24 protein-coding genes, 2 pseudogenes and 1 riboswitch are annotated in these 21966 nt (G+C 40.2%); of the genes and pseudogenes, 20 read left to right on the forward strand and 6 right to left on the reverse strand.

Annotated elements, in window-relative coordinates; genetic code table 11:
* Positions 1–31: 31 nt before the first annotated feature.
* The 11 genes from nifK to NSP_RS18040 all read left to right on the forward strand — a co-directional run bounded on the left by nifK (position 32) and on the right by NSP_RS18040 (position 8883).
* Positions 32–1567 carry a nitrogenase molybdenum-iron protein subunit beta gene (gene nifK / locus NSP_RS17990; RefSeq protein WP_006194550.1) on the forward strand — a complete coding sequence of 512 codons (1536 nt, stop codon included), beginning with the start codon at positions 32–34 and terminating at the stop codon, positions 1565–1567.
* A 169-nt stretch (positions 1568–1736) separates the two neighbouring features.
* Positions 1737–2066 carry a Mo-dependent nitrogenase C-terminal domain-containing protein gene (locus NSP_RS17995; protein ID WP_006194549.1) on the forward strand — a complete coding sequence of 110 codons (330 nt, stop codon included), beginning with the start codon at positions 1737–1739 and terminating at the stop codon, positions 2064–2066.
* A 202-nt stretch (positions 2067–2268) separates the two neighbouring features.
* Positions 2269–3648, forward strand: a complete 1380-nt coding sequence (nifE, locus tag NSP_RS18000; protein WP_006194548.1) for a nitrogenase iron-molybdenum cofactor biosynthesis protein NifE — start codon at positions 2269–2271, stop codon at positions 3646–3648.
* Positions 3649–3779: 131 nt separating this feature from the next.
* Entirely contained in the window at positions 3780–5108 is a 1329-nt protein-coding gene (gene nifN, locus NSP_RS18005; protein ID WP_006194547.1) for a nitrogenase iron-molybdenum cofactor biosynthesis protein NifN, read from the forward strand.
* 109 nt (positions 5109–5217) lie between these two features.
* The gene (gene nifX, locus NSP_RS18010; RefSeq protein ID WP_006194546.1) at positions 5218–5607 is read left to right on the forward strand and encodes a nitrogen fixation protein NifX; all 390 of its coding nucleotides are present in this window, start codon (positions 5218–5220) and stop codon (positions 5605–5607) included.
* Between the two features lie 20 nt (positions 5608–5627).
* Positions 5628–6104, forward strand: coding sequence for a NifX-associated nitrogen fixation protein (locus tag NSP_RS18015; protein ID WP_006194545.1), 477 nt, complete (start codon positions 5628–5630; stop codon positions 6102–6104).
* Positions 6105–6483: 379 nt separating this feature from the next.
* Positions 6484–6702 (forward strand): CCE_0567 family metalloprotein, encoded by a 219-nt coding sequence (locus NSP_RS18020; RefSeq protein ID WP_006194544.1) that lies wholly within the window; start codon positions 6484–6486, stop codon positions 6700–6702.
* Positions 6699–7016 carry a nitrogenase-stabilizing/protective protein NifW gene (gene nifW, locus NSP_RS18025; protein WP_006194543.1) on the forward strand — a complete coding sequence of 106 codons (318 nt, stop codon included), beginning with the start codon at positions 6699–6701 and terminating at the stop codon, positions 7014–7016. Before NSP_RS18020 ends, nifW begins: the two co-directional genes overlap by 4 nt.
* 10 nt (positions 7017–7026) lie before the next feature.
* Complete coding sequence (locus tag NSP_RS18030; protein WP_006194542.1) at positions 7027–7827, forward strand: HesA/MoeB/ThiF family protein; 801 nt, start codon at positions 7027–7029, stop codon at positions 7825–7827.
* Positions 7828–7926: 99 nt separating this feature from the next.
* Positions 7927–8298: a HesB/IscA family protein gene (locus NSP_RS18035; protein WP_006194541.1), complete on the forward strand. Its 372-nt coding sequence runs from the start codon at positions 7927–7929 to the stop codon at positions 8296–8298.
* 285 nt (positions 8299–8583) lie between these two features.
* Positions 8584–8883 (forward strand): 2Fe-2S iron-sulfur cluster-binding protein, encoded by a 300-nt coding sequence (locus tag NSP_RS18040; RefSeq protein WP_006194540.1) that lies wholly within the window; start codon positions 8584–8586, stop codon positions 8881–8883.
* A gap of 71 nt (positions 8884–8954) precedes the next feature.
* Here NSP_RS18040 and NSP_RS18045 read toward each other — a convergent pair whose 3' ends face one another.
* The 3 genes from NSP_RS18045 to NSP_RS18055 all read right to left on the reverse strand — a co-directional run bounded on the left by NSP_RS18045 (position 8955) and on the right by NSP_RS18055 (position 11676).
* On the reverse strand, positions 8955–10133 hold the full coding sequence (locus NSP_RS18045; RefSeq protein WP_006194539.1) for a transporter substrate-binding domain-containing protein: 1179 nt from the start codon (positions 10131–10133) through the stop codon (positions 8955–8957).
* Between the two features lie 43 nt (positions 10134–10176).
* Positions 10177–11031, reverse strand: coding sequence for a class I SAM-dependent methyltransferase (locus tag NSP_RS18050; protein ID WP_006194538.1), 855 nt, complete (start codon positions 11029–11031; stop codon positions 10177–10179).
* A gap of 216 nt (positions 11032–11247) precedes the next feature.
* Positions 11248–11676, reverse strand: a complete 429-nt coding sequence (locus NSP_RS18055; protein WP_006194537.1) for a DUF1636 family protein — start codon at positions 11674–11676, stop codon at positions 11248–11250.
* Between the two features lie 23 nt (positions 11677–11699).
* Positions 11700–11905: riboswitch (cobalamin riboswitch) on the reverse strand.
* Between the two features lie 892 nt (positions 11906–12797).
* Here NSP_RS18055 and NSP_RS18060 point away from each other — a divergent pair.
* The 3 genes and pseudogenes from NSP_RS18060 (at position 12798) to NSP_RS18070 (ending at position 14696) form a co-directional block, all read left to right on the forward strand.
* The gene (locus NSP_RS18060; protein WP_017804304.1) at positions 12798–13262 is read left to right on the forward strand and encodes an ankyrin repeat domain-containing protein; all 465 of its coding nucleotides are present in this window, start codon (positions 12798–12800) and stop codon (positions 13260–13262) included.
* Positions 13263–13331: 69 nt separating this feature from the next.
* A pseudogene (locus tag NSP_RS18065) lies at positions 13332–14303 on the forward strand (nitroreductase family protein); the annotation flags it as partial.
* Between the two features lie 18 nt (positions 14304–14321).
* The gene (locus tag NSP_RS18070) at positions 14322–14696 is read left to right on the forward strand and encodes a hypothetical protein (protein ID WP_006194534.1); all 375 of its coding nucleotides are present in this window, start codon (positions 14322–14324) and stop codon (positions 14694–14696) included.
* Between the two features lie 46 nt (positions 14697–14742).
* Here the strand turns inward: NSP_RS18070 and NSP_RS18075 are convergent, their stop codons facing one another.
* The 3 genes and pseudogenes from NSP_RS18075 to NSP_RS18080 all read right to left on the reverse strand — a co-directional run.
* Positions 14743–15210, reverse strand: a complete 468-nt coding sequence (locus NSP_RS18075; RefSeq protein ID WP_006194533.1) for a hydrogenase maturation protease — start codon at positions 15208–15210, stop codon at positions 14743–14745.
* Between the two features lie 205 nt (positions 15211–15415).
* Complete coding sequence (locus tag NSP_RS26380) at positions 15416–15574, reverse strand: hypothetical protein (protein WP_006194532.1); 159 nt, start codon at positions 15572–15574, stop codon at positions 15416–15418.
* Positions 15575–15661: 87 nt separating this feature from the next.
* Positions 15662–16762 (reverse strand): annotated as a pseudogene (locus tag NSP_RS18080) (nickel-dependent hydrogenase large subunit); the annotation flags it as partial.
* A 116-nt stretch (positions 16763–16878) separates the two neighbouring features.
* On the opposite strand from NSP_RS18080, the gene NSP_RS18085 reads away from it, so the two are divergent.
* The 6 genes from NSP_RS18085 (at position 16879) to NSP_RS18110 (ending at position 21884) form a co-directional block, all read left to right on the forward strand.
* Entirely contained in the window at positions 16879–18345 is a 1467-nt protein-coding gene (locus NSP_RS18085; protein ID WP_006194530.1) for a site-specific integrase, read from the forward strand.
* 70 nt (positions 18346–18415) lie between these two features.
* Positions 18416–19600 (forward strand): HNH endonuclease, encoded by a 1185-nt coding sequence (locus NSP_RS18090; RefSeq protein WP_006194529.1) that lies wholly within the window; start codon positions 18416–18418, stop codon positions 19598–19600.
* Positions 19597–20853, forward strand: coding sequence for a DNA cytosine methyltransferase (locus NSP_RS18095; protein WP_006194528.1), 1257 nt, complete (start codon positions 19597–19599; stop codon positions 20851–20853). Before NSP_RS18090 ends, NSP_RS18095 begins: the two co-directional genes overlap by 4 nt.
* Positions 20854–20881: 28 nt before the next feature.
* Positions 20882–21124, forward strand: a complete 243-nt coding sequence (locus NSP_RS18100) for a DUF5674 family protein (RefSeq protein ID WP_042201620.1) — start codon at positions 20882–20884, stop codon at positions 21122–21124.
* Positions 21121–21489 (forward strand): hypothetical protein, encoded by a 369-nt coding sequence (locus tag NSP_RS18105; RefSeq protein ID WP_006194526.1) that lies wholly within the window; start codon positions 21121–21123, stop codon positions 21487–21489. The genes NSP_RS18100 and NSP_RS18105 overlap by 4 nt, the downstream gene beginning before the upstream one ends.
* A gap of 155 nt (positions 21490–21644) precedes the next feature.
* Positions 21645–21884, forward strand: coding sequence for a hypothetical protein (locus NSP_RS18110; protein ID WP_006194525.1), 240 nt, complete (start codon positions 21645–21647; stop codon positions 21882–21884).
* Positions 21885–21966: the final 82 nt, after the last annotated feature.

The following is a 21966-nucleotide window of genomic DNA, read 5'->3' on the forward strand; positions in this document are numbered from 1 at the left end:
GAAAGACTTCAGTAAGTTTGGAGATGTAGAAATGCCTCAAAATCCAGAAAATATTCAAGACCACGTTGAGTTATTCCACCAACCAGAATACCAACAACTATTCCAAAACAAAAAGGAATTTGAAAACGGTCACAGCGCTGACGAAGTTACACGCGTTGCAGAGTGGACAAAGGGTTGGGAATATCGTGAAAAGAACTTCGCTCGTGAAGCTTTAACAGTTAACCCAGCTAAAGGCTGTCAACCTCTAGGTGCAATCTTTGCGGCTGTTGGTTTTGAAGGCACAATGCCTTTCGTCCAAGGTTCTCAAGGTTGCGTTGCTTACTTCCGTACCCACTTAACCCGTCACTACAAAGAACCATTCTCTGGTGTGTCTTCTTCAATGACTGAAGACGCTGCGGTGTTCGGTGGTTTGCAAAACATGATTGACGGTTTGGCTAACTCCTACCAACTGTACAAGCCTAAAATGATTGCTGTCTGCACCACCTGTATGGCAGAAGTAATTGGTGATGACTTACAGTCATTCATCAACAACGCTAAAGATGCTGGTTCAGTTCCTAAAGATTTCCCAGTACCTTACGCTCACACTCCTAGCTTTGTTGGTTCCCACATCACTGGTTACGACAACATGATGAAGGGGATTCTTTCTAACCTGACCGCAGGTAAGAAGACAGCTACCAGCAATGGCAAAATCAACTTCATCCCAGGTTTTGATACTTATGTAGGCAACAACCGGGAAATCAAACGCATTTCTTCCTTGTTCGGCTTTGACTACACCATTCTCGCTGACAACAGCGACTACTTAGATTCACCCAACACAGGTGAGTTTGATATGTATCCAGGTGGTACAAAGTTAGAAGATGCAGCAGATTCAATTAACGGTAAAGTTACAGTTGCTCTGCAAGCATATTCTACCACCAAAACCCGTGAATACATTGAAAAAGAATGGAAGCAACCCACTGTAGTTTCCCGTCCTTGGGGTATTAAGGGTACTGATGAGTTCTTGATGAAACTCAGCGAACTAAGTGGTACACCCATTCCCGAACAACTAGAACTTGAACGGGGTCGTGCAGTTGATGCCATGACTGACTCTCATTCATGGGTTCACGGTAAGCGCTTTGCTATCTTTGGTGAGCCAGATTTAGTCATCAGCGTAGTTGGCTTTATGTTGGAAATGGGTGCTGAACCTGTCCACATTCTAGTTAACAACTCCAACGAAGTATTTGAAAAAGAACTCCAAGAGTTACTAGATTCTAGTCCTTTTGGTCAAGGCGCAACCATCTGGGGTGGTAAAGACCTATGGCATATGCGTTCCTTGTTGTTCACCGAACCAGTAGACTTGCTGATTGGTAACTCCTACGGTAAGTACCTATGGCGCGATTGTAAGGTTCCCTTCGTCAGAATTGGTTATCCTATCATGGATCGCCACCACTTACACCGCTACAGCACCATTGGCTACCAAGGTGTGATCAACTTGCTCAACTGGATTGTTAATACAATCTTCGAGGAAATTGACCGCAACACCAATATTCCTTCTAAGACTGATATTTCTTACGACTTGATTCGTTAAGGATTGGTTACGCAGCGTGCTAATTAGGTAAGGAAGGGGAATAGGGAGTAGGGAGTGGGGAGTAGGGAGTGGGAAAGACAGAGTTTTTCCAATACCCGATACCCGGTACTTAATCTCCCATCCCCAACTTACCTTCCTTTTTTTCTCGCATTTACCTGAGATATCTATTATGGAAAGTATCAATCACACTCACTCTCATCCTAACTACCATCCACCTAACAATAAAAAATCAGGCTGGTTCCACAATCTTCTTAATCCTGTGCGTAATTGGTTGGATGGAATGCCGGTTAAAAATTACCGGATTGCTCATGTAATTTGTCAAGTAATTCCTTGTTGTTGTCCTTTTGAGCGCAATATTAGTTTATTTGGGCGAACTTTGCATATTCCACCTCTGTGTAAACTTAATCCCTTGTATGACGAGTTTGTGGGAATGCGTTTTCGGGCTTTATCTTATCTTGCTGATGAGTGTGGAGAAGACATCACAAAATATATTTGTTAGAAACTTATCTCCAATTATGACTCATTAAGCATCTTGCAAAAGTCAATTTTATGAGAACTATACCACAGATTTACACTAATTAATTATCTGGTGTAAATGTGGACTAAAGAGGATTTTTGCAGGTGGTCTATTACTCAGTGAATAGACTAATAACTGATATTAACACTGTCGATCCAGCAAGAGAAGAGAAGAGAGAAGAGACATGAAAAGTACCCAAGGCAAAATTAACGAGCTGCTCAGTGAATCAGGATGTGAACACAATCAGCACAAACAAGGAGAAAAGAAAAACAAATCTTGCACGCAACAAGCTCAACCAGGTGCGGCTCAAGGTGGTTGTGCTTTTGATGGTGCAATGATTGCTCTTGTACCTATTACTGATGCAGCTCATTTAGTCCACGGGCCGATCGCCTGTGCTGGTAATTCTTGGGGTAGTCGTGGTAGTCTCTCCTCTGGGCCTTTACTTTACAAGACGGGCTTTACTACCGATTTGAGTGAGAATGATGTGATTTTCGGGGGTGAGAAAAAGCTCTATCAGGCAATTTTACAACTTAGCGATCGCTACAAGCCACCAGCTATTTTCGTCTATGCTACCTGTGTCACGGCTCTAATTGGCGATGATATGGATGCTGTGTGCAAGGCTGCAACTGAGAAAACTGGCATTCCTGTGATTCCGGTGATTGCTCCGGGCTTTATTGGTAGTAAAAACTTGGGAAACCGCTTTGGTGGTGAAGCTTTGCTGGAATATGTAGTTGGTACAGCAGAACCAGAAACAACTACGCCTTATGATATTAACTTGATAGGTGAATACAACATCGCCGGTGAAATGTGGGGAGTTACTCCACTTTTAGAAAAATTAGGCATTCGGGTTTTATCTAAAATTACGGGTGATGCTCGTTACAATGATATTCGTTATGCCCATCGTGCCAAGCTGAATGTGATGATCTGCTCACGAGCTTTGCTCAATATGGCGAGAAAAATGGAGGAACGCTACAACATTCCTTACATTGAAGAGTCTTTCTATGGCATCGATGATATGAATCGTTGTCTACGAAATATTGCTGCTAAGTTGGGTGATGCGGATTTGCAGGAACGCACAGAAAAGCTGATTGCTGAAGAAACTGCGGCTCTTGATTTGGCTTTGGCTCCCTATCGCGCTCGACTCAAAGGTAAGCGAGTTGTCTTGTATACTGGCGGTGTTAAGAGTTGGTCGATTATCTCGGCGGCTAAGGATTTGGGCATTGAAGTTGTTGCTACCAGTACGAGAAAAAGCACTGAGGAAGATAAAGCCCGAATCAAGAAGTTGATTGGTAATGATGGGATCATGATGGAGAAGGGCAACGCTAAGGAATTGTTAAAACTGGTGAAGGATACTGGCGCTGATATGTTGATTGCTGGTGGTCGTAACCAATATACTGCTCTGAAGGCTCGGATTCCTTTTCTGGATATTAACCAAGAACGTCACCATCCTTATGCTGGTTATTCGGGGATGGTTGAGATGGCACGAGAATTGTATGAGGCTCTTTATAGTCCTATTTGGGAACAAATACGTAAGCCCGCTCCTTGGGAAGAGTTGGAAGGATAAGAGGCAGGGGAGCAGGGAGCAGGGGGAGTGTGGGGAGTGTGGGGAGAGGGGGGAGAAGATTTTAACTTCCTAATGCCTAATGCCTAATCTCTAGTAACCAGTCCCCAATCACGTAATTTGGTATTAATATAATGGCGATTGTTAATCTTCCCAATAAACCACTGACTGTTAATCCTCTGAAGCAAAGCCAAGCTTTGGGTGCATCTTTAGCCTTTTTGGGGTTGAAGGGGATGATCCCTCTGTTCCACGGTTCCCAAGGTTGTACTGCTTTTGCTAAGGTTGTGCTTGTACGGCATTTTCGGGAAGCTATTCCCCTAGCCACTACAGCCATGACTGAGGTTTCTACTATTTTGGGTGGCGAAGAAAATGTGGAACAGGCTATTCTTACCTTAGTGGAGAAGGTGCAGCCAGAAATTATTGGTCTATGTAGTACGGGGCTAACGGAAACTAGAGGAGATGAACTGGAACGTTTTCTTAAGGATATCCGCGATCGCCATCCGGAATTAGACTATTTACCGATTGTATTTGCTCCTACCCCAGATTTCAAGGGGGCGCTGCAAGATGGTTTTGCGGCGGCTGTGGAAAGTATAGTTAGGGAAATCCCCAAGGCTGGTGGGATTAGAACTGAGCAAGTCACGATTTTGGCGGGTTCTTCTCTAACACCAGGGGATTTGCAGGAAATCAAGGAAATGGTGACTGCTTTCGGATTAGTGCCAATTATTGTTCCTGATATTGGCGCTTCCCTAGATGGTCATTTAGAAGATGGTTATAGTGCGGTTACAGCTAGTGGTACAACCATAAAACAGCTACGAGACATAGGTAGCTCCGCCTTTACCATCGCTTTAGGCGAAAGTATGCGAAATGCCGCCAAAATCCTGGAGGAGCGCTTTAACATCCCTTACGAGGTGTTTGGTGAACTGACTGGATTGGATGCTGTGGATGAGTTTCTGCAAGCATTGGCGATTCTGAGTAGTAATAGCGTTCCAGAAAAATACCGCCGCCAACGTCGCCAGTTGCAAGATGCGATGCTTGATAGTCATTTTTACTTTGGTGCAAAACGAGTGTCCCTGGCGTTGGAACCTGATTTATTATGGTCAACGGTGAACTTTTTGCAATCGATGGGGACTCAAATTCATGCAGTGGTGACGACGACGCGATCGCCTCTGTTGGAAAAACTCCCTGTTAAAAGTGTCACCATCGGCGACTTAGATGACTTTGAGCAACTAGCAGCTGGTTCTGATTTACTCATTGGTAATTCTAACGTAGGTGCGATCGCTAAACGTCTCTCGATGCCTTTTTATCGTCTAGGTATTCCCATTTACGACCGTTTAGGAAATGGATACTTCACGAAAGTTGGATATCGAGGCACAATGGAGCTTTTATTTGGTATCGGTAATCTATTTTTAGAAGCCGAAGAAGAGAGAGTTAAACAATTATGGGAAATAGGGAGTGGGGAGTAGGGAGTAGGGAGTAGGGACTAAGAATAAATTTATTCTCAATACTCAATACCTGATACCTAATCCTCAATACCCAAAATCCAAAACCCGATCCTTAATTCAGGACAAGAGAATGAAAATAGCCTTTACGACAAGTGACCGAATTCACATTAATGCTCACTTCGGATGGGCGAGAGAAATTGATGTTTATGAAATATCCGATGAGGGATATGAATTTCTCGAAACGCTGAAATTTGAAGGTGACTTAAAAGAAGATGGTAACGAAGATAAAATCAATCCTAAACTTGATGCTTTGGTTGATTGTACCATCGTTTATGTGACAGCAATTGGTGGTAGCGCCGCAGCCCGTTTAATTAAGAAAGGCGTTACCCCAGTCAAAGCCAAATCAGAGGAAGAGGAAATTAGCGAAGTTCTCAATAAACTTGTGAAAACTCTCAAAGGTAATCCTCCACCTTGGTTGCGTAAAGCTTTAAGACAAACTACTCCCAACTTTGCAGATTAATTTCAAGTTGAAGCAACAGTATGAGTACAAATAATAGTGTGAACGGAAGCACCGATACAGCAGTCTTGAACTCTCCTTTTCTCAAGACATTAGTACAACAAATTCGCGGACAGGATACTTACGGAGTTTATCGTAATTGGTCTGATGAATTAATCCTCAAACCCTTTGTTGTCACCAAACAAAAGAAACGCGAAATTTCTCTTGAGGGTGAAGTTGATCCGATTACTCAAGCACGGATTATGGCATTTTTCCGGGCTGTAGCGGCTGCTATTGAACAGGAAACAGGTCTAATCTCTCAGGTTGTGATTGACTTGAGCCATGAAGGATTCGGCTGGGCGCTGGTTTTTTCGGGTCGTCTTTTGCTAACGAAAAAAGCCTTGCGTGATGCTCATCGCTTTGGTTTTGACTCAATGGAAAAATTAGCAGAAGAAGGCGAAAACTACGTCAAAAAAGGTGCAGAATTAGGCAAAAAATTCTCCGAAGTAGGGAACATTTAAGGGGTGCATCCCAGTTTGTATTTTGCAAGAACAGAATAATTGTCATTGCGAGGAGGAACGACGAAGCAATCGCATAGGTTTGTTGTTAGTCTGAGATTTTGCGATTGCTTCACTCCACTTCGTTGCGTAAGTCCTTCGGACACGCTACGCGAACGCAATGACGTGCAAAAAAGTGGAATAATCCCACATTTAAGACTACCTAAAAACTCAAATTAGGGACTTCCAAATAAAAAATCCGAAATCACCTAACAAAAAACCTCTCAGACCCTCATGACTCTGTGTCCTCTGTGCCTCTGTGGTTAGTTTATTAGGAATAAATTATTTCGAGGAAGTCCCTAATCTTAGTGTTTTTGTGAAAATTAATAATTAGGAGTAATAAATGGCGCAAGTGAGCGAAACAAATATTGAAGAAATCAAAACCAAAATTAAGCGGCTCAATAGTAAAGCAGGTCAAATGAAAATGGATCTGCATGACTTAGCAGAAGGTCTACCCACAGATTACAAAACCCTGATGGATGTAGCGGCTGCAACTTATAAAATCTATGAGCAGCTAGATGAGCTTAAGCAACAGCTAAAAATAATGGAGAAGGCTCAATGACTGGAACTATGAATGAATTCAAAAAGCTTGTAGATGCAGAAGAATTTTTTCAGTTCTTCAACTTACCCTACGACAAAGAAAATGTGAATGTCAATCGTCTGCATATATTGAAGAAATTTTCGCAATTTATGGCAGAAGTTGATGATAATTCTCATGGTTTAACTTCAGCCGAAATACTCAATGAGTATTCGTTAGCTTTGCAAAAAGCTCATGATCTTTTCTTGGAATCAACAGCTTATGAAGAAAAGCTGTTTAAAGTCTTTAATGACAAGCCGAAGAATGTAGTTAAGCTGACAGAAATCACTTCTGATTAGGAGGTAAAAATTGATCAACCTAACGCCTACCGAATTAGAACGCTATAGTCGCCAAATGATGCTCCCAAATTTTGGCGAACTAGCTCAAAAACGCCTGAAGTCAGCGACAGTTTTAGTTACGGGTGTGGGGGGATTAGGCGGTACGGCGGCGCTTTACTTAGCAGTAGCGGGCGTTGGGCGACTAATCCTAGTCCGGGGTGGTGACTTGCGATTGGATGACATGAACCGTCAGATTTTAATGACGGATGATTGGGTAGGTAAACCCAGGGTTTTCAAAGCTAAAGAAACTCTGGAAGCTATCAATCCTGATATCAAGGTGGATGTAGTTCATGATTATGTCACTGCGGAAAATGTAGACTCCTTAGTGCAATCGGCTGATATGGCGTTGGATTGCGCCCATAATTTTACGGAACGCGACTTGCTGAATGCGGCTTGTGTCCGTTGGCGTAAACCGATGGTGGAGGCTGCTATGGACGGTATGGAGGCTTATCTGACTACGATTATTCCTGGTGTGACTCCTTGTTTATCCTGTCTGTTTCCAGAAAAACCTGATTGGGATAGACGTGCTTTTTCGGTTCTGGGCGCTGTCTCTGGGACACTTGCTTGTCTGACAGCGTTGGAGGCGATTAAGCTGATCACTGGATTCAGTCAACCTCTGTTATCGCAGTTATTAACAATTGACTTAAATCGGATGGAATTTGCCAAGCGTCGTTCTCAACGCGATCGCGCTTGTCCAGTATGCGGTAATACTGCACCCTGGAGATACGGACAACCCCCATCAATGGAACCTACAAGTAATTGTACAAAGTAGTTATTAGTCATTAGTCATTAGTCATTTGTTATTTGATAACTGATAACTGATAACTGATAACTGACACCACAACTTCATCGCGACACATCAGGAGACGTTATGGCTGTTAGTTTAACAGAAAAAGCAGAGTTTCGTCTGCGGTCATTTATCAGAGGTTCTTCCCCTGAAAATAATGACGCTTCAAAAGGCATCCGTGTATCTGTAAAAGATGGTGGTTGCAGTGGCTATGAATATGGAATTGATGTCACTAGCAAGCCACAACCAGATGATTTGGTAATTCAGCAAGGTAATGTGTTGATTTACGTTGATGCTAAAAGTGCGCCGTTATTAGATGGAGTTGTAATCGACTTTGTAGAAGGGGTAATGGAAAGTGGCTTTAAGTTCACTAACCCTAATGCAAGTGATACCTGCGGTTGCGGAAAATCATTCAAAACAGATGATGGTACACCCACTGGTGTACCTTGCAGCTAGTTGAATATTTGGGGAATTTGGAAAGACACTTGTGTGGAGTTTTTCTCAAGTTCTGTTAGTACCAAATAGCCTTCAAAGTTTCCCGTATAAATGATGGACACTTGCTAATTTACGGGTTTGGAAAAAATCGCAAGTTGGTAAGCCGATACTACTTGCGATCGCCTACAGCCGGAGGAACCCCATCAATGCAGTGTCCTCTTCCGCGCTGTTTCTGGAAGTTTTCAGTGAACTAGGTAAACTTCAAGAAATCAATCTAATCGTATAAATTTTGAGGAGAATCGGAAAATGGCTACCTACCAAGTTAGATTAATCAACAAAAAGCAAGACCTCGACACCACAATTGAAGTTGATGAAGAGACTACCATTGTAGACGCAGCAGAAGAAAATGGTATTGAGTTACCTTTCTCTTGTCATTCAGGTTCTTGTTCTAGTTGTGTGGGAAAAATTGTTGAAGGTGAAGTTGATCAATCTGATCAAATCTTTCTAGATGATGAGCAAATGGATAAAGGTTTCGCTCTCCTTTGCGTTACTTATCCCCGTTCTAATTGCACAATTAAGACTCACCAAGAACCATATCTTGTGTAGAGTATTGCTTTGAATGAGGTTTCGATCCCCGAATTCTTTGATAAGTCGGGGATCTTTTTCATTTAGAATTGCTATATTGGATTTTGAGAATCTTCTGATGTATAACTGAGCCAGCGAGTAGCAATGTCTTTTAAAGAGCCATTTTCAGACATCAGTCGCAATTCAATGTTGAGTTTTTTTGTTAAAGAACTATCGATGGGTAAGACAAACCCATAAAGCTCATTTCCCAGAGACAAGTTAGTTAATTTTACGTTCAGTTCGGGATTTTGCGTGAGGTAATATTCCAGAGCGGGACGGTCGAAGACTACTGCATCTGCTGATTTGGTAGATAATAGTTTTACAGCATCTCCTAGGGTGGCGACTTCTTGAATTCGATTACTATAGTTCTGCACTACCTCAACACTAGATGAACCTTTTACAGTGGCTAATCTGGTATCTTGCAGGCTGGAAGGACTGGTAAATTGTTCAGTAGAATCACCGGATAAGGCTATGGTTATGGCGGAAGCTAGTCCTGCTGTTAGTGACGAGACTGTTACTAAAGCCAATACCATCCAAGTCCCAGCGATGAGACGACCGAGACGGGTAACAGGTGCGCGATCGCCATATCCCACTGTAGTTAATGTTACCAATGCAAACCACATCCCATTACCCACGCCCTGAAGATAATTTTTGGGGAATTGTTCACTATTTTTATTTCGTTCCGCTAACCACACCAAATTCCCGACGACGAACATCAGAATAACTAATATCCCCATCGACGTTAAAACCGCAGTTTCAAAAAAAGGTTTAACCCGGCTCCAAATACTGGGGTCTTCAGCTGTTGTTAAGACGGCAATTTCTGTAGAAAAATAAGGTTGGGTAAAATCAACTTTTTGTAGGCGTTGAGCAGTAATTGTGATGGGACCTATCAATAAATCCAATTCTCCCTGCTCTACAACTTCTAGAGCATTAGCAACGCTAGCTTGGGGTATTAATTCATACTCTATCTTTTGAGAACGAGCCACTTGTTTCCATACTTCAACACTAATCCCTGAAGTGTCTTTATCTTTGCGAACTACAAAAGGCGCAGAGCCAGCTACTCCTACTCGCAAAGGAGCGGCTGAAGCTAAAGTAGGAACAGAAATAACTAAAGCGACAGCTACCCCAGTCAAGCAATTATGGTTAGCTGCAAAACCCAGGCGGAGGTGAAAAATAGATGCAGACAAAATCCGATGTATTTGCTGTGAATGTGGGAAGTTGCGGAAATTCATGAGTTATTGACTCCTGACTTATTTCTAACAAATGTTATATTATTTATGTTGATAACTGCCAGAGTTGAATTTGATAACAAAGATGGCTTTCAAAAATTTCTCCGGCGGCTAAACCCTCAGTAATTGGTTTATCCAACCAACGTTTAAAAGCCCAACTTCCTATTGTATGTATGGGTGGAACTGCTATTTTGACAACATCAGCAATATATTTAAATGTGGTTAATCCAAAAGTCTGAAAGTTATGAATGCACAAATCAATGGTTGGTGCAATTGATTTAGAAATATCTTCGGTTTTAACTAATTTAAATCCAGCTTTCTCTAAAGCTGTTTGGAGGTCATTAGCAAGATGACAGTTAGAAAAAATCCCTTCTTTGTATGAGGCATCAAAGCGCATCATATCTGCTATTAGTAAGTAACTACCACTATTGAGTAAACGCGCTGCGCCTTGAGCTAAATCTTCTACAGCCATATATTGACTACTTTCACTCAATAGCACTAAATCATAAGAATGTGAAGATTGAAACTCTTCAAATGTTGTTAAGTAGAAAGGTACTTTACCGTTAGTATTTTGAATAAATTTCTCTTGTTGAATGGTATCGGGTGCTAGTCCCTCAACACTAAGACCACGTTCACAAAGGGATTTTGCATTACCACCAATACCACAGCCTACATCTAGTACAGTTTTGATTCCTTCTGGGATGAAGCTAAAAAGTTTGGCTGTATAGGCTGCTTGTGCTTCACGCAGGTCAGTTAAAGTCAATTCTTTACCAATAGTTGGTATGACTTCCCAATAGCCGTAATGTAGATAGGAGGAACCGGTGAGTCCCATATAGTAATCTATGGCTGCATTTTGATAGCGTGTTGCTTTGGGGATATTTATTGACTTTGATTTCTGCATTTAGGGTTAAGGTGAGGTTGCTGATACAGTTGTATATTTAACATATTATTCCGATGACACACTAAGTTTTGCTGGCTGAAAATCTTAATAACGGCTGAATCAAAAATTATGAAGCCAAATATTTTTGCAGGTTTGGGAGTTGTTGAATCAAGAATGCGATCGCACTTTGTGATGTGTTAAATGCGATCGCCTAAATACTGTAAAAATATGGTATTGTTAATTACACACTTCTACCTCTGTGGAATTTATTGGTGAGGGCGTGGGTACTGCTGGAATACGTGCCAAAATTCCTTTCTTGAGTGGTTCTGGGCGTTCACTCCACGGTAATAAACCTTCTGGATGTGCATAGTATTTACTTGCACACTCGAATACTCCAGCTACTTCTGTGGGTGACAAATCAGCAGAAATATCACCAAACATATAAATAGATTTACTATATGCAGCAAAGGATACCACACAAGAGCGATCGCAAGCACTCATGCAGTTCACGGGCTGAATAGTAAACTTTGTGTTTAATTCCCAATGAGGATAATGTGCTTCTAAGTGTTTGAGCAGCTTTTCTCCACCACTTTCACCGACACGCTTACCACCTTCCCACTTACTCGCACAAGTGGTACAAACAAATATTGTATGTTGTGCTGTCATCTATGCCTCGTAGATTTTAGCTAAAGTTACTTTTCTATCGGCGGGTATTCTGACTTACGCAATTTAAAATTTAAATTTGAAAATTTTGAACTGTCTGATACAATTTCAAATCTCAAATTAAAAATTTCAAATCGGTTTACAGCTGCGGGACAGCGCCGGATTTACACCGGACTTTCCCCCTTAAGTCTAATAGCTGATTTCTACTAGAGCCGGATATATAAAAATCTACCATAGTTTCGTCAAATTTATCACATGGTGACTTATAAAGTTTAGAGGATGTCTGAAAACTTTTTCGTGTTGCATAAAACACTTGTATATCCCCCTAAATCCCCCTTAAAAAGGGGGACTTTGATTAATTTTCCCCCCCTTATTAAGGGGGGTAAGGGGGGATCTGGATAAAACTGATACTTCTCAGACATCCTCTTAGACACACTTGTCAAAAATTAACAATACTTGTAACAGTATGTCAGTTAAAATACAGTATCATCCTCATGGCATAGCGCATAATATTTGACTACTTATTTTAAATTTTAGCAATTCATCAAACTTATTTTTGACCAAGAATATAGAGACATTTTATAAAACCTCTCTACAAAGGTTTAAGAAAAAGTATATTTAAATTCATTCGTTGTCTAATTCCTGATATTTTTAATTTTTACAGGATCTTTGGCTGCATTTTAGCGTTCTTTAGACAATAATTCTCAATATGTCTTGGGATCTTTATAAATGATTAATAATTTAAAGTTATCAGAGTGATAATATATAAATAAGCTAAATTGTTGCTAGTGAACCTAAACTTCAACAAAAAGCGATTACAGCGTTATTTAAAACATTTCTATCTAAATTTTGGTTCAGCTAAAAATTAAGCAAAACCTAAGATAGATGCAAGAATAAAATAACGAAACTCTGCGTGAATCTTCTCCTAAACTTAACCAGATTTATTTAGGTAGCAAATAAATCTCAAAATTCTGTAATTAATTAGTAAAAGCTACTAATTAATCAATTATTTAGAGTTTTGAACGAGTCTAATAATCTGGAATACCATAAATTTTGTTGAAGAATGGTAGGGATAATCTACTATTTACCTTTCTGAGTCAATTTAGGAATTTTAAGGATTTGTGATGAATCAGATCAAAAAGCAAAAATTGAGTGAAGTCACCAAGCAATGGCTGATAGCAAATGGCTACAACCCCAATAATTTTAATCAACAAGGTGAAAATGGCGACACAGCTTTGATGAAAGCTACTAGAGAAGGAGTCTATGCAGTTGTTAGAGAGCTAATTGATTTAGGGGCAAATATTAATGCTAAAAATCATGACCGGAATAATGCTTTATGGTTTGCTTGTTTCGGAAATCATTACGAGTTAATTAGCTTGCTGCTAGCCGCAAAAATTAACATTGACAACCAAAATGATAACGGTGCAACTGTTTTAATGTATGCCGCATCAGCAGGAAAGACAGGTGTTGCTAAATTACTTCTACAATACAAACCTAATTTAGAATTAAGAAATTTAGACGATTATAAAGCCATAGATTTTGCTAGCAATATAGAGATTTTAGGATTACTCAAAAATGCCGCCAAGTAAGAATTTAGAAACAGCATACCACGATGCAACCAAGCATTCTTACTTATCTGTACAGATTAATCCCAATATGGTATATATCATCTGGAAGTTGAGAATAATTGTCTAACTCTGATCTATGAATTAATTGATGATGGGTTGGAGAGTTATATTATACCGGGGAAAAGTATCAAGGGGTACATTTTTTTAATTAGTTGTGTCTATTATAGGTCTAGCTGGAAATATCAGGATAGAAGCCTGAGATATTGCTTTTTAGATAGTGGTCATCATTTAGGTGCGATCGCAGCATCAGCCTATTTGCATAACCAAGATATACAACTGATTTTTGAGTTTGATAAACTTGCTCTCAATACAGTTTTAGGCTTTGAAAATAAAGAGTTTATCACTGCTGCTGTAATCTCAGGTGAGGTGCAAGAAAAGCCAGTTAGACGGTTAAGGTTGAAGGTTCCTTTTGTCTGTGGTACAGATTATTTTGAAGCTAATAAATTCATTGAAGATAGCTATCAACTAACAGCTGTGCAGCAAAGTCCAGCACAGCGACTCGAACAGCCACAGTTTAACTTTGACAAGGATAAATTTTATCAAACTGTTTGGAATAGACGTTCAATTAGACGTTTCCGGAAACAGTTTATTTCTCAAGAAGACTATTTATATATCTGGCGACAAATTGAAAAATCGATACCAACAGCCCATTTTGAGGAAATCGAAATTTACTCTGTTGTGCATCGAGTAGAAGGGATATCGCCGGGATTATATAAAGGTACGCATCTGCTAAAAGCAGGTAATTTCGGGGAACGGACGGGTTACTTATGCGTGAATCAAGAGATCGCCAGAGATGGCGCTGTAACTTTGTTTTTTGTATCTGACTATATCAACTATCAAACGGCTATGCAATTAGCTGGTTTTGTCGGACAAATAATTTATTTGGTGAGTAATTATTTGGGAATAGATTGTAGTGGAATTGGTGCTTTTTACGATGACGAAACCCAAGAATTACTAGAAACCAATAAAGATGTTCTCTATGGAATGGCTATTGGCAAATAACTAGGATCATAAAGAGAGATGGCGAACCATAATTTTTCTTTTAATAGTGACGATTCTCATCCTATGCAGCCGACATCGGCAGATATTATATTGCGGCAACAACTAGAGTATTCTATTAGTAGATATTTTTATGACGGGTGCGATCGCATCATTCAAAATTTGCTCTCTAATTGTCGCTGGTATGTCACAACTCGCGCTAATGCAATGACATTAGTAATTGAATGTCCTGATCAAGTTACTAATTGGCGGGTTTTGCAAAAAATTGTGCCAATGGGAACATTATTAAACTCCATTATCAGCAGTGCTAAAATCCGTGTTTGTCCCCCAGATATTCAAGGTATACCCTTTGAAATGAGAGTAGATGAATTGGCTGTTTATCGTGATTGGGCATAAGTCAATTTTGGATTTTGGATTTTGGATTTTGGATTGTTAATTAAATCTATCTACTCTGGTTGATGAATTTGGTTAATTGTTCAAAAACTAACTCAGCAGAATGTTTGACTATGGGACTTAATTCTAGTCCTAAATCAAGATTTGCGGCTTCAATGAGGTAAACTGTGACATCTTGGGGAAACTCATGTGCAAAGATTTTCCTTCCAGCAGCTAAAGCATGATCCCAACGAAAATCATGTAAATTATAACTAGGTTCTGGTAAAGCTTCTAATTCTTTTCCTGGAACTTTAAATATAGCACCGGGTTCTGAACTTGTGGAACTGGCATCAACAATTATTAATGCTGTACTACCTCTAGCTTTAAACATGACATCCATCCCCCCAGTTCCACAGTCATATACTCGCACATTAGGATGAGGATTTTCGGCTAAATATTGTTGTAAACCTTGGGCAATAATTACGCCTACAGCATCGTCACTGCGGTTAAGATTACCGCAACCAATAATAGTTAGCAAGAGTTTTTTAATTAGGTAATTACGATTTGGTAAATCAGAAAAAGTCTTGGCGACTAGAAGTCACGGAACCATCCAGACAAAACCCAGCGACCTGGGTTTAAAATCCTTCGTTTCTCTTAGTCCGCGCAGGCGGACTTCCCTCCGGGAAGCCGCTACGCGTCATGTTTGTGTAGTAGCGATTTCTAATCGCCCAAAACTTTTAAAACTAAAACTTCACATCATATTTTTTAGCAATTTCTGTGAATTTTTCACACTGCTTTTGTGATGCGTCAGTTAATATCATTTCTGCTTGTTGTGGAGTGTTGCCATCTTTAGGAATTAAATACTTGACATAAAGGGCGATAAAATCAGCTACAACTGCCAAACCCGATAAACCATGTTTGTCAGCTTCCTTACCCGCGAACCTTTGCGCTAACCTCCGCGAACCTTTGCGTTTAAACTCCCCCCTTCTCTACGCAGTCCGAAAACGCGCCAACTCCGCACCAGTCTTAGCATCATGGGCGTGAACAGTACACACCAAACAAGAATCAAAAGCGCGCGCGACGTGACCAACCTCCACAGGGTCGCTAGAATCGTAAATCGGTGTACCTATCAAAGCCTCCTCAATGGGACCACGTTTACCCTCACCGTCACGGGGGCCAATATTCCAAGTCCCAGGAGCAACCACTTGGTAATTTTTAATCTTACCGCCCTCCACCTCAACCCAGTGAGACAAAGCACCCCGCGCCGCTTCCGTTGCACCCCAACCCTTACCATCTCGTTCTGTAGGCTTAATATACCAAGGGTCATTTAACTTAAACTCGCGTAAACAGTGTTCAGCTTGGCGATATAACTTGACAAGTTCGTGAACTCGTGCTAGTTGACGCAGGTGAACACTAGCACCACCCATACTTTTGAAAGCATCCAGTATAAACCCGTCATGGTGTTGCCAAGATTCACCGTGATTACCACCAGCGACTAATTGTCTAGCTAAGGGGCCTGCTTCTAAACGTCCGAAGTCTTTGTGTAGGACAGCACTCGACCAAGAATAGGCATTTTCAAAGTCTTTGCTATTATTTGCTGTGGGTTTAGTAGTGCGATCGCTTGGATGAATATCTGCTGTACCTTCATCGTACCAGGAATGTGTAGTATTCTCCCGCAGAAAAGACTGATCCATCAAAGAGTGAGTATCACTGAAGCTGTCATACACCCCACCCTTCATAATCATCGCCGCATTGCGCCCTTCCATAGTCGGCTTTTGGTATTTGTCCTCATGGGCTAAATATCCCCAGGTCACATATTTACCCACACCAGCCCCATATCTATCCAAACCGATATCTAAACCCATGCGCCAATAAAAACCCAAATCTGACTCACGATGATTGCGGTCTTCATCCAACCAGTCCATAAAATCATCATAAGTCTGGATTTGTTCGTAACGTTCCAATGAACAACCCAGCCACACGGGTTCTAACCAATTAGTGCGGAAATATTCCAGAATTGCCCAGGCGCGGGTAATGTCTGTCAGGGTAGGGGCGCACATCACACCACCAGGAACCATATAACTGCTATGGTAACTTGTGGAATCCTCATAATGTTACTGAAGAACTTGTTTTATAAAGCTTTTCTGCTATGAGATAACATTTTATTTTCACCATTTCAGTTTATAAATAAGGGAATATCTAGGGAATGAGCGGACAAAATCAAAATCAGGGTAATTGCGAGGGGACATATTCCACATCTACAGATGAATATGCAAACGCAGACTCAAGGGACTGGTTCGCCGATATTTTTGCAGATTTTGAGCCGCAGAACACCACAGACGGTAGCTATAGGGGAACAATGGCGAAAATTAAAGCAACGGAATTACAGTATCAAGCAGTTTTTGAGCAGAAGTTAGTCGAAGCTAATACTAATTTAAAAAGGGAGAGAATAAGAGTTAGCATTAAACAAACTGGTAATTCTCTCCAGTTACGAGCTACCCTACCGTTAAAACCAGGGGATAGTAGTGTAGGTAAGGAAAAAAAGCAGTATGATTTGTCTCTGGGGATACCAGCAAATTTAGAGGGACTGAAAACTGCAATTGAAGAAAGTTACGAGTTGGGTAAATTAATCGCTCGTCATACTTTCCAGTGGAATGAGAAATATTTAGGAATTAAATCGAGAGAGAAGCAAGAAATAAAAACCATTGGGGAATTATTAGATACATTTGACGAAAAATATTATCAAACCCGTCAGAGAACTATAACCAGTCAAAATACTTTTGCTAACTATATATCTGTAATTAAAAGAAATTTTCCTCTCACTCATTTAGCCACAAAAGATAATTTTGAGGAAATTATTAATTCATTTCAGGGGAATAAAAAAAATGAACTGATTGCGGTCAGTTCTGTTTTGATTAAAACCTTTAATTTAGGATTTAAACTTGATGTAACACGGGATAATGTCACCCCAGCCCATAGAGAAATTCCCGAAGATGATCAGATAATATCTTCTTTTGACCTCTTTGAAAAATTTGCCCTCAACCGCAAAAATACAAATATTAGTGATGAAATCGACACTTGGGAAATGTGGCGTTGGGTATATGGAATGTTGGCGACATTTGGCTTAAGACCAAGGGAATTATTTGTACAACCTGATATTAATTGGTGGATGTCTCCCCAAAATATAGACCATACTTGGAAAGTGAATAAAAATACCAAAACTGGATATCGAGAAGTTATTCCTTTTGTACCTGAATGGATAGAATTATTTGATTTACAAAATCCCAAACCATTAAAGATTTTAGAGAAAAAGGTGGCAAAAATTGCATCTGTGCAAAATATTAATTGGATGCGGAGAGATATATCCAGATGGTTTCGGAAAGTGGGAATTGAGTTTCAACCCTACGATTTGCGGCATGGTTGCGCGATTCGAGCGCATCTTCAGGGAATACCAATTAAAGCAGCAGCAGATAATTTAGGTCATACTGTTGATGAACATACAAAAACCTATCAAAGATGGTTTGGTATTGAAAACCGGAAAAAAGCCTTTGGTGAGGTAATTAGTCAAAGGTCGTTAATTGAGTTGCAAAAGAATGAAATATTGGCGCTACGGATGGAGAATGAACGATTGAAGTTGGAGGTGGAAAAGTTGAAACTGTCGAAAAATATCTGAATAAAAGCTTGTATAATTGGCAGATCAGAGGTAATATTTACCTTTAAGGTTGTGCTTGTGGATATGGGACATGATTGAGAGATGGCGATGGGATCAAGGAAGGCTTACATATTTCCGTTTCGATAATCTTAAAAAGATTTGTAAAGTTATTGTTGATCTTGAAGGCATTAATATCGGTGGAGCAGAAGACTCTATCCTGCGAGCATATTTAACCTCTCAAACGGATCTACCCTTTGCTCCAACTAATTACAAAGTGTGGAGGAACTATGCTCGTGTATTTGCTTGTTCCTTAGTTGCCACACAGCTAGATGGTCGCTTAACGGTAACAGATATTGGTCGAAACTTGGCAGGTGTTGATTCACCTGAAATTGATATAGATGAGTATTTGTCATTCTGGATTCCTCGCTTCTATTTGCCTTCCCCCGCATTCCAAGATTACACACCCTCTGATAATCGTGTTTTTCCACTGTGCGCGGTTCTGAAGTATCTATTAGCAAATTTTATAGAGTTTGGAGAGGCTGAGATAAATTTATCTGAAGTGTTTTCTTTGATTATTGGTAATGGATGTAGTGGAACTGAATCTTTAGAAAATTACCAAACTTTAAGACCAACAAATCGTTCAGCAATTGGTGACGAACAAAGGCAAGTTCGAGAAATGCTGATCTTTGCTAGCCAGATGAGTTGGTTGAAGTGGTATGGTGGCTCGTTAAAAGTTGATATAGTTCCAGGAGACTTGCAAAGCATAGAAGATTTAAGAGGAATTGTAGAGCCTCTGCAAAATCACAGAAAATCTACACAACAGCAAGAGATTATAGCTCTTGGAAGAGTCACTACTGAAATTGTTAAACCTGTTGCATTAAGTACAAGAGAAATACCTGAAGACATTATTTTCACCGAAGGTAGGAGAGTAAGAGTAACTCATTTAAGAACCGAAAGAAGTCCTCAACTGCGTAGGCTATTTTTTTCAAGAAACGCTCTTCCTGTATGTGATATGTGTAGTTGTAATACACGTCATAGATACCCCTGGACTGATAACCTGCTAGAAATTCACCACTTATTACCACTTTCATCCGCCATTACTGTTACAGGTGAAGGCACTTCTTTGGAAGATGTTGTAGGTTTGTGTCCTAATTGTCATCGAAGCGTTCACGTATATTACAAACGGTGGTTTGAAAGCAATTCTGTGAATGATTTCCTTTCTCAAGAAGAAGCTAGAAGGGTTTACGAATCGGCAAAGGAGGCAATTCAGCTATGAACTTTGCTGCAAAGATTTCTATTGATGAGCAACTGTCTATTTTAAATAAATGCATTTCAAAAAGCATAGATCTTTGTGCTGAGTTGAATCGCCTTGGCTTAAGCTACGATGACCTTAGATATCGGAATAATCCCCCTATCACTCCTAATCCTGCTAAGTTCCTAATACCTGACGATGTTGCTTCTAATAATCATGGTGTTCCAATAGTTAGTTTTTTCTCTGGCGCTGGTGGTTTGGATATTGGTTTTGAATATGCTGGCTTCAAACACCTAGCATCAATTGAAATTAATTCAATTTTCTGTCAAACAATTAGATTAAATCGACCTAATTGGTTTGTAGTAGGTCCGCCCGATTACAGTGGAGATGTTAAAAACAGAGACGAAATTTTTACAATTCTGAAGGTAATGCTTGGCATCCCAACTCCATTTGAAGGGATTTTTACAGGGGGTCCACCTTGTCAACCCTTCAGTATTGCGGCTAATCAAAGATTCTCAAAAGAAGGAGACAACTTTAAGAGAGTTGGCTTTTCTCATTCCGAATTTGGCAACCTTCTTTTTGACTTTGTTTGGTATATTCAACAGTTTAAGCCAAAAGCGTTTCTTCTTGAAAATGTTACAGGTTTGCGAGATATAGACGGTGGCAAGCAGTTGTCCGAAGCAATTAGTGTTTTAGAAGAGACTGGATATACCATTTCTGAACCTGTAGTAATGAACGCTGCAAGTTACAGTATTCCACAAAATCGGAACCGCCTTTTTGTCTTTGGTCATCGTACAGCCAATCAATTCGTATTTCCCGAAGCAAATTTAAATATTGTTCCTTGTTACAAAGCTTTTGAACACCCAGTAAACAATTTAGAAAACCACATAACACGGCAACACAAAGCAGAATCAATAATTAGATACATGGAATTGAATTATGGGAGGCGAGATAAACTGGGGCGAGTTGATAGATTAAATCCTGACCTGCCATCTAAAACAGTTATAAGTGGAGGTACAAAGGGTGGCGGGAGATCTCATCTACACCCTATTTATCCTCGTACTTTAACTGTGAGGGAGTCAGCTAGGTTACAAACATTCCCTGATAATTTTGTCTTCTCTGGTTCTCCTGCACGGCAATTTACACAAGTTGGTAATGCAGTGCCACCTTTACTAGCCCTACAGCTAGCAAACTCAATTTATTACCAAATTTATGCAGGTTCTTTGGTTCAATCAAAAGAAAAGTCCCGATCCAAAAGTAGCCATAGCACCGTCTAAAAACCTTGTTGCAGTGTAGGGCTTAGAGATCCGTCATCAAATTTTGGCAGGTGGAGATGAAATGCACTCGGACTGCGAAACCATTTTACTTGAGAATAGAAGTCAACAGCAGGATGTTTGGGGCGCGAGTTGGAATCCTATTTCTCAAGAAATTTTCTATGAATCAATGGTAAATCTCCGTCCACGTCAAAATAGAGCGATGGAAATTTTAGATCCAGCGATTCGTGAACAGGTCAAACAAATCATCCACAAGTTATTAGGAGGCGTATGAATAACTGGACTGTAGAACAAATTGCCTTTCGGTGCGTTGCCTACGGCGAGCGAAGCTATCGCCTTTCTGTACGTCTTGAACGATTGGCACAGAACTTTCTGCAAATGGCATCTCTCAGTTTGGATGGGGTTAATGGGGAAGCGGTACTTGGGATTGTTAGAGAAAGTAAAGTATTTTTAGAACTGACAGCGATTGATTTAGATGTGGACAGTGCCTTTGAACTGGCTCAAATGCAACGTCAATTGTCTCGATGGCATATTCATTGGTGGTCAACTTGGGCAAGTGATTCTAGTCGTCTGGAAATTTCAACTTTGTCTCAAACCTGGGCAAATCGAATTAGGGAGATAGCAGGAGTTCTGGTTTAAATTCCCATTTCTTAACCCTGATATGCTGAGAAGCAGAGTAGAGAAATTTATTGAAAGTGGTGCATTACATTTCATTAATGCACCTTTTTGATGCTTATTATTTGTGCGATACGCTTTTTTGCTAAACTATAATCAGGGAAACACAAGATGAGATTATGAACTTAGATACAATTCAACAAGATATTGCGTCTCTTCCTCCCGATGCACAACTAATCATAGTGGAACTCGTAGAAGTCCTGAAAAAACGTTACCTTTTGAATCAACACGAATCTTCAGAAAACTCCTCGGAAGACTGGTCAGACTTTATCGGTTGCATAGAAGCTGAAACAGACCTCTCAAAAAACCATAAAAACTACTTAGACAGTGAACTTAACCAAAAATATGATCATAGTTGATACAGGCTTTTGGTTAGCTCTTGCCAATAAAAAAGATGCAGTTCATATATCCGCCAAAAAACGATTTCAAGATTTAGCTAAT

The organism is Nodularia spumigena CCY9414 (assembly GCF_000340565.2).
GTDB lineage: Bacteria > Cyanobacteriota > Cyanobacteriia > Cyanobacteriales > Nostocaceae > Nodularia > Nodularia spumigena.

Bases quoted from the DNA above. Each gene is read 5' to 3' on its own strand.
- nifK (WP_006194550.1), top strand. From the start codon at position 32: ATGCCTCAAAATCCAGAAAATATTCAAGACCACGTTGAGTTATTCCAC.
- NSP_RS17995 (WP_006194549.1), top strand. From the start codon at position 1,737: ATGGAAAGTATCAATCACACTCACTCTCATCCTAACTACCATCCACCT.
- nifE (WP_006194548.1), top strand. From the start codon at position 2,269: ATGAAAAGTACCCAAGGCAAAATTAACGAGCTGCTCAGTGAATCAGGA.
- nifN (WP_006194547.1), top strand. From the start codon at position 3,780: ATGGCGATTGTTAATCTTCCCAATAAACCACTGACTGTTAATCCTCTG.
- nifX (WP_006194546.1), top strand. From the start codon at position 5,218: ATGAAAATAGCCTTTACGACAAGTGACCGAATTCACATTAATGCTCAC.
- NSP_RS18015 (WP_006194545.1), top strand. From the start codon at position 5,628: ATGAGTACAAATAATAGTGTGAACGGAAGCACCGATACAGCAGTCTTG.
- NSP_RS18020 (WP_006194544.1), top strand. From the start codon at position 6,484: ATGGCGCAAGTGAGCGAAACAAATATTGAAGAAATCAAAACCAAAATT.
- nifW (WP_006194543.1), top strand. From the start codon at position 6,699: ATGACTGGAACTATGAATGAATTCAAAAAGCTTGTAGATGCAGAAGAA.
- NSP_RS18035 (WP_006194541.1), top strand. From the start codon at position 7,927: ATGGCTGTTAGTTTAACAGAAAAAGCAGAGTTTCGTCTGCGGTCATTT.
- NSP_RS18040 (WP_006194540.1), top strand. From the start codon at position 8,584: ATGGCTACCTACCAAGTTAGATTAATCAACAAAAAGCAAGACCTCGAC.
- NSP_RS18045 (WP_006194539.1), bottom strand. From the start codon at position 10,133: ATGAATTTCCGCAACTTCCCACATTCACAGCAAATACATCGGATTTTG.
- NSP_RS18050 (WP_006194538.1), bottom strand. From the start codon at position 11,031: ATGCAGAAATCAAAGTCAATAAATATCCCCAAAGCAACACGCTATCAA.
- NSP_RS18055 (WP_006194537.1), bottom strand. From the start codon at position 11,676: ATGACAGCACAACATACAATATTTGTTTGTACCACTTGTGCGAGTAAG.
- NSP_RS18060 (WP_017804304.1), top strand. From the start codon at position 12,798: ATGAATCAGATCAAAAAGCAAAAATTGAGTGAAGTCACCAAGCAATGG.
- NSP_RS18070 (WP_006194534.1), top strand. From the start codon at position 14,322: ATGGCGAACCATAATTTTTCTTTTAATAGTGACGATTCTCATCCTATG.
- NSP_RS18085 (WP_006194530.1), top strand. From the start codon at position 16,879: ATGAGCGGACAAAATCAAAATCAGGGTAATTGCGAGGGGACATATTCC.
- NSP_RS18090 (WP_006194529.1), top strand. From the start codon at position 18,416: ATGATTGAGAGATGGCGATGGGATCAAGGAAGGCTTACATATTTCCGT.
- NSP_RS18095 (WP_006194528.1), top strand. From the start codon at position 19,597: ATGAACTTTGCTGCAAAGATTTCTATTGATGAGCAACTGTCTATTTTA.
- NSP_RS18105 (WP_006194526.1), top strand. From the start codon at position 21,121: ATGAATAACTGGACTGTAGAACAAATTGCCTTTCGGTGCGTTGCCTAC.
- NSP_RS18110 (WP_006194525.1), top strand. From the start codon at position 21,645: ATGAACTTAGATACAATTCAACAAGATATTGCGTCTCTTCCTCCCGAT.